Annotated in this window: 10 protein-coding genes; 7 read left to right on the top strand and 3 right to left on the bottom strand. The window is 60.0% G+C overall.

What is annotated here, in order from left to right:
* Positions 1–76: 76 nt before the first annotated feature.
* On the bottom strand, positions 77–3,994 hold the full coding sequence (locus Enr13x_RS12350) for an outer membrane protein assembly factor BamB family protein (protein ID WP_145386414.1): 3,918 nt from the start codon (positions 3,992–3,994) through the stop codon (positions 77–79).
* Between the two features lie 250 nt (positions 3,995–4,244).
* Between Enr13x_RS12350 and ppk2 the strand changes: the two genes are divergently transcribed.
* The 3 genes from ppk2 to Enr13x_RS12365 all read left to right on the top strand — a co-directional run bounded on the left by ppk2 (position 4,245) and on the right by Enr13x_RS12365 (position 8,150).
* Complete coding sequence (ppk2, locus tag Enr13x_RS38930) at positions 4,245–5,405, top strand: polyphosphate kinase 2 (RefSeq protein WP_145386416.1); 1,161 nt, start codon at positions 4,245–4,247, stop codon at positions 5,403–5,405.
* A gap of 301 nt (positions 5,406–5,706) precedes the next feature.
* The gene (locus tag Enr13x_RS12360) at positions 5,707–6,054 is read left to right on the top strand and encodes a hypothetical protein (protein ID WP_145386418.1); all 348 of its coding nucleotides are present in this window, start codon (positions 5,707–5,709) and stop codon (positions 6,052–6,054) included.
* Between the two features lie 665 nt (positions 6,055–6,719).
* Complete coding sequence (locus Enr13x_RS12365; RefSeq protein WP_145386420.1) at positions 6,720–8,150, top strand: sigma-54-dependent transcriptional regulator; 1,431 nt, start codon at positions 6,720–6,722, stop codon at positions 8,148–8,150.
* Positions 8,151–8,163: 13 nt separating this feature from the next.
* Here Enr13x_RS12365 and Enr13x_RS12370 read toward each other — a convergent pair whose 3' ends face one another.
* Together Enr13x_RS12370 and ppsA are read right to left on the bottom strand one after the other, a co-directional pair.
* Entirely contained in the window at positions 8,164–8,547 is a 384-nt protein-coding gene (locus Enr13x_RS12370; RefSeq protein ID WP_145386422.1) for a group I truncated hemoglobin, read from the bottom strand.
* A gap of 59 nt (positions 8,548–8,606) precedes the next feature.
* Positions 8,607–11,021, bottom strand: coding sequence for a phosphoenolpyruvate synthase (ppsA, locus tag Enr13x_RS12375; protein ID WP_145386424.1), 2,415 nt, complete (start codon positions 11,019–11,021; stop codon positions 8,607–8,609).
* 359 nt (positions 11,022–11,380) lie between these two features.
* Here ppsA and Enr13x_RS12380 point away from each other — a divergent pair, with 359 nt between their 5' ends.
* The 4 genes from Enr13x_RS12380 to Enr13x_RS12395 all read left to right on the top strand — a co-directional run bounded on the left by Enr13x_RS12380 (position 11,381) and on the right by Enr13x_RS12395 (position 15,810).
* Entirely contained in the window at positions 11,381–12,355 is a 975-nt protein-coding gene (locus Enr13x_RS12380; RefSeq protein WP_145386426.1) for a universal stress protein, read from the top strand.
* 30 nt (positions 12,356–12,385) lie between these two features.
* Complete coding sequence (locus tag Enr13x_RS12385; protein ID WP_145386428.1) at positions 12,386–13,942, top strand: bifunctional aminoglycoside phosphotransferase/ATP-binding protein; 1,557 nt, start codon at positions 12,386–12,388, stop codon at positions 13,940–13,942.
* A 439-nt stretch (positions 13,943–14,381) separates the two neighbouring features.
* Complete coding sequence (trxA, locus tag Enr13x_RS12390; RefSeq protein ID WP_145386430.1) at positions 14,382–14,828, top strand: thioredoxin; 447 nt, start codon at positions 14,382–14,384, stop codon at positions 14,826–14,828.
* Positions 14,829–14,970: 142 nt separating this feature from the next.
* Entirely contained in the window at positions 14,971–15,810 is an 840-nt protein-coding gene (locus tag Enr13x_RS12395; protein ID WP_145386432.1) for a phytanoyl-CoA dioxygenase family protein, read from the top strand.
* Positions 15,811–15,814 lie beyond the last annotated feature (4 nt).

Below are 15,814 nucleotides of genomic sequence, written 5' to 3' on the forward strand. Positions count from 1 at the left end.
CGTATCAGACGTGGTTTCGGCAGTCCGGCAAAGCTGAATCATTTGTCGGCTTGAATGTTTCAGGAGAGTGGAGCGTCTACTTCCCAAAACACATCACGCTGCCGTCGAGTGTCGACAGGAACAGGCTTCCGTTGGCGCCGGCCAAACCGTCCCAGGCGGGCAGCGTGTCCAGTTTAATCTCATTTTCGATTTCACCGGTGTCAATGTTCACGGCCAGCAATGACGATCCGTCCTTGCCCATCAATGCCGCATCCTGGTCATCGAGCAACGCTTGCACCTCGGGGTCGCTCTCACTGAGTTTTTGAAATGTTTCCTCTTCGTTGATCGTGTCCGGCGGACCTACGATAAACAGTTTGTTTCCGGCCAACACCATGCCGCGAACATAGACCGGGACGTCCTTGGCCCACTTCGGTTTGACCAGCGAGTCGCCGGGTTTGACGGTGCTGTTGTTACCGGCCTTTTTCTTGGGACCTTGATTGCGGCTGGTGAACTGGATGGCCTTGCCGAACTTGCCTTCGACCAGTTTGCCGCCCTGCAATGTTCCGTTGTTGCGATGCAGACCGTGGTCGCGGGCCGTGCCATCGTCAAAGCTGACCGCCAACACGGCGTCGGCAGAGATCTCCGACCCGTCGTCGTAACGTTTGGCGATCTGCTCGGCGGTTGCCGCCTGAAAGTACAACCGCACTTCGTCGATCGCACCGGCAAACGGCAGCGGAGACGTGTAGTCGCCGACGGCGGTCTGTCCGTCCGCACCGATGTCCATGCCCTGCGCGGGATCGGTATGAATCAGGCCGCCCGACTTGCCGCTGGCGGCCAGTTCGCCATCGACATACAACGACATCGTTTTGTCTTCACCCAAGACCCCCACCACGTGATGCCAGCCGCCGACGATGCGTTTGGGGCCTGCGACGGTCGCGAGTCCCTGTTCGCTGCGAACCAAAAATTGCGGTTTGCCGGCTTTGAGTGTCAGCGCGAATCCGGCGGCCGGCCCGCCGCGGGCGATGATCACGCCCTGGGGCTTAGTCGATGTGATCCAGGCCTCCACCGTGATCGGTTTGCCCTGCGGATTTAAACTCGGCGATTTCGGGAACGAGGCCGATGGAGCCGACGGGCCGCCACCGCCACGCTTCTTCCCAAACCCCTCCGGGATCTCCGGCGGGTTCTGCTCGGCGGAGAACAACTGGTGTTCCAACACCGTGGTCCAACGCAGGTATTGTGGTTTGCGGCCGTAACCGTAAACGTACCCGTCGCCTTTGACCAGGATTCGGCCCGAGGGCGCGAACTTGCCGGCTTGGTAGTAACCGCCGTGACCACCGGCAAAGCTTTGCCCCAGCACCCAATACGATCGATGGAACCAGGTGTCATCCAGGAATCCCATCGGTGCGAAGATATGCGCGTCCTCGCCACGTTGCTTGGACGCTTGGGTGGCGAAGTCGCCGGAATTCGGTCCGATTTCCAACCGGTTGCCTTCGAAGTCAAATTTCTGTGACTTCATGTAAATGTGCCGCCCGTCGGTGGACAAGATGTCGGGAAGCCCGACCGGCATTTGCAGGATTTGAATTTTTTCCTGCAGGTTGTTGCCGCTGTCGGGATTGGTTTCATCCATGATCGTTTCGGAGAGTTTTTTGCCGGTGGCCAAATCCAGCCGCAGCAGACGCAACCCGCCGTCAAGGAAATTTGATCGTCCGGCGACGGTGTACACCGTGTCATCGTGAATCAGCACGCTGCCGTGGACCGGCCATAAGGATTCCAGTTGTTCATAGGCCATCGCACGGCGATCCATCGGCGCCGCACGGTAACGCCAAACCAATTCTCCGTCGGTCGTCAAGCAATACACCCATCCATCGGCGCCGCCGAAGACGACTCGGCCGCGGTGAATCGTCGGCGGCGAATCGATCCGTGCACCGGCGGTGAAGGTCCATTTTGAATCGCCCGTCGTCTCGTCCAGGGCGTGCAAGGTGTGCTGGTCGATCTGCGCCACGTAGACGACGCCGCCGGCGATGACCGGCGAGGTCAGCCGGCCACCCAGGTTGACCGTCCACTTGGAATCAACGTCTTCGGAAATCGGGCCGCTGGTCGTGCCGCTGCGGCCGGCGTCGTGGCGATAGGTCGGCCAGTCATCCGCCGGCGTCGCAGCGGCCGGTTGGGTCGCTGCCAGTTCCGCACCAAACGCGGGACCTTTTTCACGCCGTCCCGCCTCCAACACCTTCGTCGGGATCGGTCGCGTGGGGGCCAGCGGGGCCAGGGCATTGAATCCGAACAGCTTGGCTTCCGGGTAACAGGCACAATTGTGTGGCGGTGCGTAGGTCAATCCGTTGCAAGGCATCACGCCATACAAACACCCACCACGCACCCAGTGATTGATATCCCAGTGTTCCTTGTCCGGATCAACAAACTCGATTCCGGTCCGCGACGGCATCAGGAAATTATCGGTCGCCTTGGCGATGTAGCAGCGGTGGTGAAACCAATACGTGTCCACATCGGGCGCGAACGATTTGACGACTTCACCGGTTCTCGGGTTGCGTCCGGTGTAAACGCCGCTGTCCTTGCCCGAGGTCAACGGTGCCAGCCAAACCAATCCGTCGACGACCATCAAGTCTTGCGGCGATTGATAGCCGCTATTGGGGAAACTTGCGTCCCACAGTTTTTCGCCGCTCTTGGCGTCGCTGCTGATCATCTTGCCGTCGCCGCCGGCATACAACACCACGTCGTTGTAGACGACCAGACGCGGTCCGAAGTTAAACGTGAACGCATCGCGGCGGGTCACCGACTCACTTTCCCAGACGACGTCGCCCGAGCGTCCGTCCAAGCTGACGATCTTTTCGCCATCGTGAAAGTAGAGTTGCGAGTCTTTGGCGGCCAGGGTCAGCGGAGAAACCTTGGTCTTCTTGGCCCACAGCTGTTTTCCCGTGCTGGCCTGAAACGCCATCAACACACGCGGTTCTTCGTTCCAGAAAAAGCTGCGTGAACGCGCCTGGTCACCGACCGTGCCGTGCAGCGGGGCGTAGTCTTCCAGCTCCGCCTTTCCTTTTCGTACGACTAGGAACAACAAGTCGCCCGTCGAGATGATCTCTTCGGTCGCGTCGCTGCCTTCGTAGGTCCGCAGCAGTTCACCGGTGGCGGCATCGAGTGCCGACAGGGGCGCGTTGAATCCCAGCGTGACGAAAACTTCCGAGTCGGTCGAAACCAATCGGCGCGACAACTGCGACGGTCCGCTTTTAAGCGGCCAGAGGTGTGGCTGCCAGTGGTCGATGTCTTTTTTCCACAACACGCTGCCGTTGAAGGCATCCCGCGCGATCAATTTCCATTTCGGCGGCAACTGGATCGAAATCCGACTGCCCTCGTCCATGATGTAAAACATCCGTCCGCCGGTGGAAACCAATGCGCTCATGCTGGCCATCCGGTCGTGGTGCCGCGACCAACGCGGGCTGCCCACCCATTGCAAGTGACGCGGCGGCGCGACGACGTCGTCATGGGCGACCGAGTTGCCGGTGGCATCGTGCAAGTAATGCGACCACTCGTCGATGTTGTCCGGGCGCGGTTTGCGAACCTTGGTCCATTGGCCGGCCTGTTTGATCAGGGCAACCCCGTTGGGAACCAGCACCCGCGTCACCTCGTCCATCGTGACGTCGCCGAGCGATTCGGCGATCAGCAGATTCACCATGTTGTCGACATAGGGAAGCTGGTAGCCATCGATGCGATCGAACGCCACGTCACCATAGCCGCCCTCGCCAAGCACCCGGTCGCGAATCGCTTTCAAGCCGGCCGCATCGGTGACCAAGCCGTGCACCTGAGTCGAATCGTTTTGCCGCAGCGCCGCGGTGAGTCGACCATCCCCCGCGCCCAGATGCACAAAAAAACCTGCTTTGACGCCCGCCTGATCGATCAGCGCGGCCGCATCCTCCTGCACGTCCGCACGGCCGACATCGGGAAAACCAGCCACTCCAAGGAACAGACAAGCACAAACGACGGCTCGAATCGGGAATCGCATCATGGATCAGCTCCGGACGAAGCGAACGGCGGGGGAAACGGCAAGACGTTGATTGTAACCCTCACCGAGCCCCCGCGTTGGCGTCGTGGCGGAGAATGATTGACGGAATCACAACCACCCACGTTCGGATCGCAGTTTCGTGGTGGGCAACTCGACGCATCGGGTTCATCGACCTTTGGTACGAGCTATGCTACTGCGGTAGAATTCCGCGCGTGTCCCGCCGGCAGTCGCCCCTCGCACCACCAATTCGGAAATGTCCTCAAAACCTGCCAAACCGTCGAAAAATGGCACCAGCAGCTCGAAGGCGAAGTCAAAGAAGAAGTCCAAACGCCGCAACCGCCTTGTCGCTGACGGTGACACCTCACCCTCGCTGACGCCGGACGAGTTGCAGGCCTTTGAGGTCGACCAATCCGTCGCGGCGGCCCAGCAGAGCAAGATCACCGCGGTCCGCGACATCATCGAGACGACGCCGCCGCATGACGTGCACACGCTGGCCAAGACGCTGGAAGTGATCATCGACGGCGCCTCGCCCGAAGACGCCACCGTGCTCCGCAATGCCTTGCTCAAAAAAGCTCGCCCCTCGTCCGCCGGGCGTGGCCGCAGCAGCCCCGACGACCAGCTCGCCAGCGGGTGGCGCGACGGGGCCTTCCCCTATCGCAACTTGATGTCGCGAAAAAACTATGAAAAGCAAAAGTACCAACTGCAGGTCGAGCTGCTGAAGCTTCAGGCCTGGGTCAAGGAATCCAAAGAGAAGGTCGTCATCCTGTTCGAAGGCCGCGATGCCGCCGGCAAAGGTGGAACCATCAAACGTTTCATGGAACACCTCAATCCCCGCGGTGCACGTGTCGTCGCGTTGGAAAAACCGAGCGAAACCGAACGCGGGCAATGGTACTTTCAACGCTACATCCAACATCTGCCCACCGCGGGCGAAATCACCATGTTCGACCGATCGTGGTACAACCGCGCCGGTGTCGAACGCGTGATGGGGTTTTGCAGCGACGATGAATACGCCGAATTCATGCGGCAAGTGCCCGACTTTGAACGGAACCTGGTCCGCAGTGGCACCTGGTTGATCAAATTCTGGTTCTCGGTCAGCCAAGAGGAGCAACGCCGCCGGTTCAAGGAACGCGAAGCCCATCCGCTGAAACAATGGAAACTCTCGCCGGTCGACCTGGCCTCGCTGGATAAGTGGGACGATTACACCCGTGCCAAAGAAGCGATGTTCTTCTATTCGGACACCTATGACGCCCCGTGGACGGTCGTCAAATCGGATTGCAAAAAACGCGCCCGGCTCAATGCGATGCGGTTCGTCCTGAACACCATCCCCTACGCCAATCGAGATCTGGAGCGAATCGGCACCGTCGATCCGCTGCTGGTCGGTCGGGCGAATCTGGTCTCCCAAAACCGGGACTAAACCACGGGACTAAACAACACGTCAGTTTTGTTAGCGGCAGGGCGCGAGCCCTCCGGTCTTTGAAGTGTTTCCGAGCTGCGACCGGACGGCTCGCGCCGTTCCGCTAACACCTTGATTTGTTTGTTCGAACCAGCCCGCGAGCCTTCCCGGTCGGCACAACCCGAAGATGAAATCGAGACGGCACATCAAGTTGACCCCTTGATTCCTGATCAAGCACCCATCCGCATGGATCCGATACGCTACGTTAGTAGCGCGTGCTCATTCTCTCTTCCAATCGACCGCTTCGGTCAAGGATCCCAACATGGCAACCGGCAATCCCTACGAAACCCCTAACGTCTCTCATTCGATCACCCCTTCGCGTCGAACCGTCACGGTGAAACGGCTGGACGTGATGTCCTGCGGAGTCATGCTGGGCGTGCTGTACGCCATCATCGGGTTGTTCGTGGGAGGATTGGTCACGCTGATGGCACTGGGCGGGATGGCGGCACAGGGAGGCGACGCGATGGCAGGCCTGATCGGCGGCATCGGTGCGATCATCCTGATGCCGTTGTTCTACGGCTTCGGCGGATTCATCGGTGGCGTCATCGGCGCGCTGCTCTACAACCTGTGTGCCACCTTCGTCGGCGGCATCAAGTTCGATCTGGAGTGACCGGCGGGGCTGTGTTACCGGGTTGCCGCGGTCTTGCGGCGATGCGGTGCCGCAGTTGTCGGTCGCGTCGCCACAGAGCCGCATCAACGGCGAGCGTTTCATCGCATTGGGAACGATCGCCGATCTGCCCCGCGCGCTCACGCGCCGGACCCATTTCACTCCGTCGTGCGGTTCGCCGCCGAGCGTCACGACGCCATGGGTGGGCCGGTTCGGCTGCCGTCGTCTCTGTTCCAACCCACTTGGTCCGCTGTTTGCATTACAGTCCCGTGTCGACCGGGAGCCTGGCTCCCCAGCGTGGAACGCGTCAAGGAGACACTGGGAAAGTGGAACGGCCAATAGAATTCAACCATCGCTTCGGTTTGGTCCGCGAATCCGTCTGGATCGCACTGAATTCAATTCCGGCCAGTCTTCGCCCCCTGTTTCTTCGCCGACCAGCTCCATCGCGGGATCAAGTCAGGCGGGACTCCCGAGTGGCCCTGCCGTCGAGACGAAAAAACGCACCCTAGTCGTGCGTTCTCGTCACGGGTGTGCGATAATGCACGCCCGTGGGTCGATGGTAGCCAGTCGATGGGGCGATCAAAACGAATGCCAAAGGTTTGGCATTATTGATCGCTCGAGCAGATTACCCACCCGCAAAACCTTGCCAACGAGTTCAGCAAGCCACCATGTCCAGTTCACCGATCAAGCTCCTGCTTGTTGAAGACGAAGATGATTTCCGCGAAACCTCCGCCCGTTGGATGGAGCGAAAGGGGCATGACGTCAGCGCCGCGGCGAGCGGTGCCGAAGCGTTGGAGTTGTGCGCCCAAGACAGTTTTGACGTTGCCGTGTTCGACATGAACATGCCGGGGATGTCCGGGATGGAACTGTTGCAGCGTGTGCAGCAGGACAAGATCGAGATGGAAGTGATCATCTTGACCGGCCAGGGAACGATCGAGTCCGCGGTCGCGGCGATGAAACTGGGCGCCTGCGATTTTTTGACCAAGCCCTGTTCGCTGGGCGATTTGGAACACCACTGCATGTTGGCCCGGGATCGCGGCCGATTGCGTCGCGAGAACAAACAACTCAAAGCGATCATTTCGCGCAGCCGGCCCGCGCTGGAGCTGGTCGGTGAATCACCGTCAATGCGACAGGTCGTCAAGATGGTGCACAAGGTGGCGCCGACCGACAAGCCGGTGTTGATCCAGGGCGAAAGCGGAACCGGCAAAGAAGTGGTGGCCAGGGCGATCCAACAGAACAGCAAGCTCGGGGACAAACCGTTTGTCACCATCAACTGCGCCGCGCTGCCCGAACAGTTGGTCGAAAGCGAACTGTTCGGCCACCAGAAAGGTTCATTCACCGGCGCGACCTCGGACAAACCCGGTCTGTTTGAGATCGCCGACGGTGGGACGTTGTTCATCGACGAAATCGGCGAGCTGCCGCTGTCGTTGCAGCCCAAATTGCTGCGTGTCTTGGAAGACGGTTCGATGCGTCGGATCGGATCACACAAGGAACGTTTTGTCCGTGTCCGAATCATCGCGGCCACCAACCGAGATCTGACCAAAGAAGTCGAATCGGGGAATTTCCGCGAGGACTTGTTCTACCGGATCAACGTCCTCTCATTGGAATTGCCACCGCTGCGCGAGCGTGAAGGCGACGTGGACCGCTTGGTTGATCACTACTTGCCGGTTCCCTGGCACGTCGACCAGGCCGCCAGGGATGCGCTCAATCGCTACGCTTGGCCGGGAAATGTTCGTCAGTTGATCAACGTGATCCAACGCGCCACGATCCTGGCCGATGGCCATGATGTGACCCTCGATGACCTGCCCTCGGAGATCGCCGATTGTGTCGATGGTGATGTCGAGCGTCATACCACCGACCGCGTCAGCGCCCCCGAGACGGCGGAGACCAGCGATGCCGAATCCGCGTTCAAACCCGACTCGCTCAAACTGGACGACATCGCCAAGGCGCACGTGATGTATGTGTTGGCCAAAGAAAACGGCAACAAGGCCAAGGCGGCACGTGTGCTGGGCATTCACCGACGAAAACTCTATCGCCTGCTGGAACGGTTCAGCTGCAACGAAGCCGAATCCGAAGCCCCGTTGAGCGCGGTCGAGTGACGACTCGCCGCTCCTAGCCATCCACGTTGGCGTCGCCGGTGATTTTGTCTTTGTACAGGGCCAGTCGCCCCAAGGCGTCATCGACGTCGCGTTTGGAGGCGCCGTGGTCCTCCAAGGCATCGGCGAAGTGCCCACAGAATTTGGCGAAGTGCACCGCCGTGATTCCACGCCCGGAGTGAATCCGGGTCAAATCGGCCCCCGAATATTCGGCCGGCCCGTCAAAGGCGGAGGCCAGAAAGTGAAACTGCATCGTCTGCAACCGGTCCATCGAGACGCCATCGAAAAACGGTGCCAATTCCGGGTCGTCGAGGACCCGGGCGTACATCTCCTGGACAATCGCAGCGACGGCGGCGGTGCCACCGAGTCGGTCAAACAGGGCTCGTGATTCGTCGGTCATGGAAATCTCACAGAAGGGGTTCAGCAACGCTCCTGTTGTAACCTCCGGCACCGATTCTGTCAGGAACCAGACCCTTCGACTTTTAGAATGTGCACGGTGGTCTTCAGCACCGAATCCGGGGTCAACGACATGCTGTCGATCCCCTGCTCGACCAAAAACTGGGCAAACTCGGGGTAATCACTGGGCGCCTGGCCGCAGATTCCGATCTTGCGACCGCAACGCTTCGCCTCGGCAATCACGCTGGAAATCATCCGTTTGACCGCTTCGTTTTGCTCATCGAAGACATGGGCCACGATCGCCGAATCGCGGTCCACCCCCAGCGTCAATTGGGTCAGATCGTTCGACCCGATGGAGAATCCGTCGAAGATTTCGGCGAATTGGTCGGCCAGGATCACGTTGCTGGGGATTTCGCACATCACGTAGACCTCCAAGCCGTCTTCGCCACGGACCAAGCCATTCTTTTTCATCTCCGCTTGAACCTTTCTCCCTTCTTCGATGGTGCGGCAGAACGGGATCATCAGCTTGACATTGCTCAGCCCCATGTCGCGGCGGACCCGCAGCGCGGCTTGGCATTCGAGTGCGAACGCGGCTTGAAAACTCTCGTGGTAATAACGCGACGCGCCGCGAAATCCGATCATCGGATTCTCTTCCTTCGGCTCGTAGCGGCGTCCCCCGATCAAGTTTGCGTACTCGTTCGTCTTAAAATCGCTCATGCGAACGATCACGTCTTTGGGATAGAACGCCGCGGCGATCATCGCAATGCCCTCGGACAGGCGATCGATAAAGAACTGCGGCTTGTCGTCATACCCCTGGGTGGCTTGTTCGACCGCGGCCCGGGTGGCGGGATCCAGTTGGTCGAAATCCAGCAAGGCTTGGGGATGCACCTTGACGTAGTTGGAAATGATGAATTCCTCCCGCGCCAACCCCACGCCGTCATTGGGGATTGCCGAGAGCGCGAACGCTTCGTCGGGCGTGGCGACATTCATCATGATTTTGGTTTGGGGGCGGCCGATCGCTCCCAGATCGATCGTTTCGACCTCAAACGCCAACTCGCCGTCGTAAACCACGCCGGCATCCCCGCTGGCGCAGCTGATCGTGACGACCTGGCCATTGCGAAGTCGATCCGTGGCGTCGCCGGTGCCGACGATCGCCGGCAATCCCAGTTCGCGGCTGACGATCGCCGCATGGCAGGTGCGTCCGCCGCGATTGGTGATGATCGCCGCGGCGCGTTTCATCACCGGTTCCCAATCCGGATCGGTCTTGTCGGTGACCAAGATCTCGCCGTCGGCAAACTGCGACAACTCATGGACATCGCGGATCAACCGCACCGGTCCCGAGGCGATCTTCTCGCCGACCGCACGGCCTTCCAATAGTTTCACCCCTTCCGCTTTCAGATGATATCGCTGCAAGGCGTTGACCGATCGTCGCGACTGGACCGTCTCGGGCCGGGCTTGCACGATAAACAATTCGCCGCTGATTCCGTCTTTCGCCCATTCCATATCCATCGGGCAAAACGAACCGCGAACGCGGCTGTAGTGGTCTTCGATGTCGCACGCCCACTGCGCCAGTTGCAGAATGTCGTCGTCGGACAACGCGAATCGTCTCGCCATGTCGTCCGACACCGGAACGTTTTTGACCATCTTGCTGCCACCCAAGTCGTACACCATCTTGATGGCTTTCGACCCCAGCGTGCGTTTCAAAATCGGACGATAGCCCTCCCGCAGCGTCGGTTTAAAGACATAGTATTCATCCGGATTGACGCTCCCCTGGACGACGTTTTCTCCCAGCCCGTAGGCGGCATTGATCAGCACGGCATCACGAAAACCGGTCTCGGTGTCGATCGAAAACATCACCCCCGACGATGCCAGATCCGAACGCACCATTTGCTGGATGCCGATCGACAACGCGACCTGCATGTGGTCAAAACCTTGATCGGTGCGGTACGAGATGGCGCGATCGGTGAACAACGACGCCAGACAACGCCGGCAAGCGTCCAACAGCGATGCCTGACCGCGGACATTCAAATACGTCTCTTGCTGGCCGGCGAAACTGGCGTCCGGTAAATCCTCTGCCGTCGCGCTGCTGCGGACCGCCACGTCGGCCAATTCCCCCCGACCGCTGGACAACACGTGGTAGGCGCTGACGATCGCGTGGGAGAGTTCGTCCGACAGCGGCGTGTCCAAGATCATGTGCCGGATGATTCTGCCGTGATGTTGAAGCGACCCCACGTCCCGGTAATTGATCCCGCTCAAAATCTGTCGAATCTTGTCGTCCAATCCGCTCTCGGACAAATGGCGCCGGTAGGCCGATGCCGTGGTGGCAAACCCGTTGGGAATCCGCACGCCGCGGGGTGTCAATTCGCGATACATCTCGCCCAGCGAGGCGTTCTTGCCGCCCACCACGGCGACATCGTCCATCCCGACCTGGTCGAACCAGCGGATCAAGTCCGTGGCGGATTCTGCTGCCGTACTCATCGTGCATGCCGGGGTTGAATGATGCGAAGGGGGACCGCAGGCACGTCGTGCAATGTGCATACCATCGCGCCGGCGATCGCGTTCCGTCGTGCGCTAGCCGCCTCCGGACGGTGGGGGAACAGGCTGGCATTCTGGCGATCACGACGACGCCCCGGGCTGCAATGTCGGTCTCACGGTAGCCCATCACGCCACTGCGGCGACACCTAGGTCGGAGTAAACGGCCACAGGCCTCCGTGCCGAATCCGCACAGGCGCGACAATCAGCGCGCTTGCCGTAGCAAACTCTTCGCAATCCTTCGCGGATTGATTTTGGCACAAATCATGCAAACCTAGAGGTAGAACCACACTTAGGAATATGGCATGCAACGATTTAAGAACATCTTGGTCTACGCGGGAACGAACGATCCCGAGACGGCAATCAAACGCGCCTTCGAGATCGCCAAGGAGAACAAGGCGGTGGTCACGCTGATGGACGCGATCAAGCCGCTGCCTGGGGCGATCGGGCTGATGACGCATGGGGCCAGTCCGGACGAACTCGAACACCTGATGATCGAGGACCGCGGACAAAAATTGGTCCAACTGGCCAATCAGTTTTGCCGCGAAAGTCTTTCCGTGGAGATCCTGGTTCGTTGTGGCGATCCGGCGCAAGAAATTACCAAACGCGTGCTCGCCGCGGGACACGATTTGGTGATCAAGACGGCCGATGGAGTTTCGACCACGGGGCGGTTGTTCGGCAGCATCGCTCGTTCGCTGCTACGTGTTTGTCCCTGTCCCGTGTGGTTGCTCAAGCCGCTGATCCACCCCGAGTTTAAACAGGTGCTCGCGTCGATCGACATGGATGCCGATGATGAAACCCATTTGAACTTGAACAACGACATTCTCGAGTTGGCTTACGCGATCGCCTTGCGTGACCGCGCCAAACTGCACGTCGTCAGCGTCTGGGACATGTGGATGGAACACGCCCTTCGTCGACGCGCCGGCGACGCGGAAGTCAATGCCGCGTTGGCCAAACGCGAAGCCAAGGTCCGCAAACGACTTGACCGACTGTTGCACGAACCGTTTGCCGACGCCGACGACATCGAAGTCCATCTGCATCGTGGGCCGGCCGCCGCCAACATTCTTGCCGTCGCCGAAACCATCGAAGCCGACTTGGTGGTCATGGGGACGGTCTGTCGGACCGGCGTGGCCGGATTCCTGATCGGCAACACCGCCGAAAGCCTGCTCAGTCAATTGAACTGTTCGGTGCTCGCCCTCAAACCCGAAGGCTTTGAAACGCCGATCCACATCAGCGAAGATGACGAGTCGGTGGACACACTTTTGTTGCCGATGATCTAACCAAACGGATACGTCGAACCAGGTAGGACAATGAGTCACGCCGACGCCACCGCGACCGCCAACCCACCATCCAGCAAAGAACTGGTCGAAGGGCTTCGCAATCCCGAAGCCTATCCGGGGATCCAAGCGGACGAAGTGGAATTGCATCAGACGCACATCTCGTGGGTCTTCCTGGTCGGCGAGTTTGCGTACAAGATCAAAAAGCCGGTTCGCACCGCGTTCTTGGACTATTCATCACTCGAAAAACGCAAACAGTTTTGCAAGCAGGAACTACGGCTGGATCGACGCTTCGCCGCGGAGCTTTACTTGGACGTCGTCCCGCTGACGTGGAGCGCGGGAAAGCCGGTGGTGGAAGGCACGGGGCCGGCGGTGGAGTACGCCGTCAAAATGCGACGGTTTCCGGCCGGCGCGCTGCTCAGTGAACGACTGGACGCCGGCAAACTGACGAGCGACGAAGTCTTCGATCTGGCCCGGCGTGTTGCCGAGTTCCATCAGACTGCCGAACGGCTGCCCGGCGACGCCCATGGCAAACGGCTCGGCTCGATCCACTCGGTCCACCGAAACGCGACCGACAATCTGACCGCACTCAAGGATGCGGTCGCCGGTCCATCGGCCAAGGTCCTCCGCGTGCTCGGCGATTGGACCGGCAAGTTTTTTCAAGAACACCGACACGTGTTCGCGCAGCGAGTCGCCAACGGCTTCATTCGCGAATGCCACGGCGACATGCACTTGGCCAATATCGTCCACTGGAACGACCGTTTGATCCCCTTCGATGGAATCGAGTTCAACGATCAGTTTCGTTGGATCGATGTGCTCAGCGACGCCGCGTTTGCCGCCATGGATTTCGCCGCCCGCGACCGGTTGGATCTGTCCCGCAGTTTCATCAACGCCTACCTGGAACACACCGGCGACCATGCCTCACTGGTCGTGCTCCGGTGGTACCTGGTCTATCGCGCGATGATCCGTGCCAAGGTGGCAGTGATCCGGGCCTCCCAGCCCGGTCTGTCCGACTCCGAGCGGGCCGCGGCGATGCAGGATTGCGAGCACCACATCGAACTGGCTTATCAGTATTCGTTGCGTGACCGCCCCGCATTGTGGATCACGCACGGCGTCAGCGGCAGTGGTAAAACCACCGCCAGCGAATGGATCGTCCAGCGGCACGGTGCGATCCGACTCCGCAGCGACATCGAACGAAAGCGGCATTTCGGAATGCAGCCGACGGATCGTCCCAGCGACCGGCAAAAACGCGCTCTGTACTGTGAAACGGCCGATCATGCGACCTACGAAAGGTTGCGCCGGATGGCGCGTTGCATCCTCCGTTCCGGCCACTCCGTCGTGATCGATGCGACGTTTCTGCGACGGGAAGACCGCCAGATGTTTCAGACCCTGGCCGCGCGCGAATCGGCGACGTTCGGAATCCTGAACTGCCACGCCGAAGAGCAAACGCTGCGGCAGCGGATCAGTGACCGGATCGCCCGCGACGACGACGCCTCGGATGCCAATCTGGACGTCCTGGACCACCAACTGTCCAGCATCGAGCCGCTTTCGGCCGCCGAACAAAACCGCGTGGTCGAGATGCCGAATTAGCGCACGTCCGTCGAGTTGACCGATGGGCCTTGGCACTGCAGGTGTTCGCGGAACGGCGCGAGCGGGCTGTCGGTTTTGTGAGCCGCGACGCGTAAGCGGCCGGGCACTGCGACGTTGCCCGAGGCCTTACGGCCGGCGGCTCACCATTAACTCAGCAGATCCCGACTAAATCGACAGCCCGCGAGCCGCCCGGTCGCAGCTTGAAATACCGGAGGGCTCGCGCCCTGCCGCTAACCAACAACGCTCCGCTTGGCGTTAAAGTAGCAGGCTGAAAGGATGGGGCACTTTGCGGTGGCTGACGGCCCGTCGGCATGCACAGCATGCCCGTCGGCAACCCGTTCACCTTCCCACCGGTCTCGCACAACCAAACGCGCGGGACGCGCAAAAATGCTCAGGTGGTGACGCCACGTCCCACACAGATACTCCAAACTCCATTGCTATGACTGAACATCCACTGAGTCTTGTTTGCTCCGACTGTCTCGCCGTCAATCGTGTGCCGGGCAATCGGCTCAACGACCGACCGATCTGTGGCAAATGCCAAACCCCCTTGCTGCCCGCCAACCCGGTTGAGTTGACCGATCGCTCGTTCGGCAAATTTGTGTCGCGATCCGACGTCCCGGTCCTGGTTGATTTCTGGGCGTCTTGGTGCGGCCCTTGCCGGATGATGGCGCCTTCGTTTGCCGAAGCCGCGGCGGACTTGTCGCCCCGTTTTATCCTCGCCAAGCTGGACACCGATGCCGCCGCGCAGACCGCGGCCCAGTTTTCGCTCTCCGGAATCCCCACGATCATTCTGTTCCATCGCGGATCCGAAATCGCCCGCCAAACCGGCGCGTTGAACACCGCGCAAATCCTTCAATTCGCCCGCTCCAACGCCCCGCCGAGCTGAAACGTCGATCGCTCCGCAGCGCTCGACGTTTTTCGATTCGGGGGCCCCCAAGTTTGCTATCCTACACAGTGCTCTCCCCATCTCCTTGTCTCCGTGTCTCCGTGTCTCCGTGTCTCCCCCCTCTCCCCATCCCCCATCCCCCATGTCCGCACCGATTTCCCTGCTCGATCGTGAACAATACCAACGCGACGGCTTTTTGCTTCGCAAATCGTTGTTCGACGCCCAGGAGATCGATCTTTTGCGTCGATCGGCCCGGGAGGACAAACAACTTGATGATCACGCCTTCGGCCGCGCCGATGGTGAAGGCGGGACGGTACGGTTGTCGCTATGGAATCACCCCGGCCAAGGGATTTATGGAGCCTTCGCCCGCTGCCATCGAATGGTCGATACTGCCGAACAACTGCTCGACGACGAGCCGTATCATTACCATTCCAAAATGATCATGAAGGATGCCCGCGTCGGCGGCGCCTGGGCGTGGCACCAGGACTACGGGTACTGGTACGCCAACGGGGTGCTCACACCGAACCTGGTCAGCGCCTTCATCGCCGTCGATCCGGCCACGCGGGAAAACGGTTGTTTGCAAGTCATCCGGGGTTCCCATCATTGTGGCAGGGTCCATCACCAATTGACCGGCGATCAGGCCGGTGCGGATGTTGAACGCGTTGGAGAGATCCTGAAACGCATGGAATTGATCTATGTCGAAATGGATCCCGGCGACGTGCTCTTCTTTCATTCCAATCTGTTGCATCGCAGTGACCAAAACAAATCTGCCGACCCGCGCTGGTCCATGATTTGTTGCTACAACGCGAAATCCAACGACCCCTACAAGGACTCGCACCACCCCCGCTACACGCCGATTGATCGTTTGCAGGATTCGGCGATCAAACAGATCGGTATCAAGCGATTCGATGCAGACACCGCGGAGGCGGCATTTTTGGATCCCAACCACGACGCCAGCGCCAAGTCGCTCCGGGACGAGTAACCGT

It is taken from the genome of Stieleria neptunia (assembly GCF_007754155.1).
GTDB lineage: Bacteria > Planctomycetota > Planctomycetia > Pirellulales > Pirellulaceae > Stieleria > Stieleria neptunia.

Bases quoted from the DNA above. Each gene is read 5' to 3' on its own strand.
- Enr13x_RS12350 (WP_145386414.1), bottom strand. From the start codon at position 3,994: ATGATGCGATTCCCGATTCGAGCCGTCGTTTGTGCTTGTCTGTTCCTT.
- ppk2 (WP_145386416.1), top strand. From the start codon at position 4,245: ATGTCCTCAAAACCTGCCAAACCGTCGAAAAATGGCACCAGCAGCTCG.
- Enr13x_RS12360 (WP_145386418.1), top strand. From the start codon at position 5,707: ATGGCAACCGGCAATCCCTACGAAACCCCTAACGTCTCTCATTCGATC.
- Enr13x_RS12365 (WP_145386420.1), top strand. From the start codon at position 6,720: ATGTCCAGTTCACCGATCAAGCTCCTGCTTGTTGAAGACGAAGATGAT.
- Enr13x_RS12370 (WP_145386422.1), bottom strand. From the start codon at position 8,547: ATGACCGACGAATCACGAGCCCTGTTTGACCGACTCGGTGGCACCGCC.
- ppsA (WP_145386424.1), bottom strand. From the start codon at position 11,021: ATGAGTACGGCAGCAGAATCCGCCACGGACTTGATCCGCTGGTTCGAC.
- Enr13x_RS12380 (WP_145386426.1), top strand. From the start codon at position 11,381: ATGCAACGATTTAAGAACATCTTGGTCTACGCGGGAACGAACGATCCC.
- Enr13x_RS12385 (WP_145386428.1), top strand. From the start codon at position 12,386: ATGAGTCACGCCGACGCCACCGCGACCGCCAACCCACCATCCAGCAAA.
- trxA (WP_145386430.1), top strand. From the start codon at position 14,382: ATGACTGAACATCCACTGAGTCTTGTTTGCTCCGACTGTCTCGCCGTC.
- Enr13x_RS12395 (WP_145386432.1), top strand. From the start codon at position 14,971: ATGTCCGCACCGATTTCCCTGCTCGATCGTGAACAATACCAACGCGAC.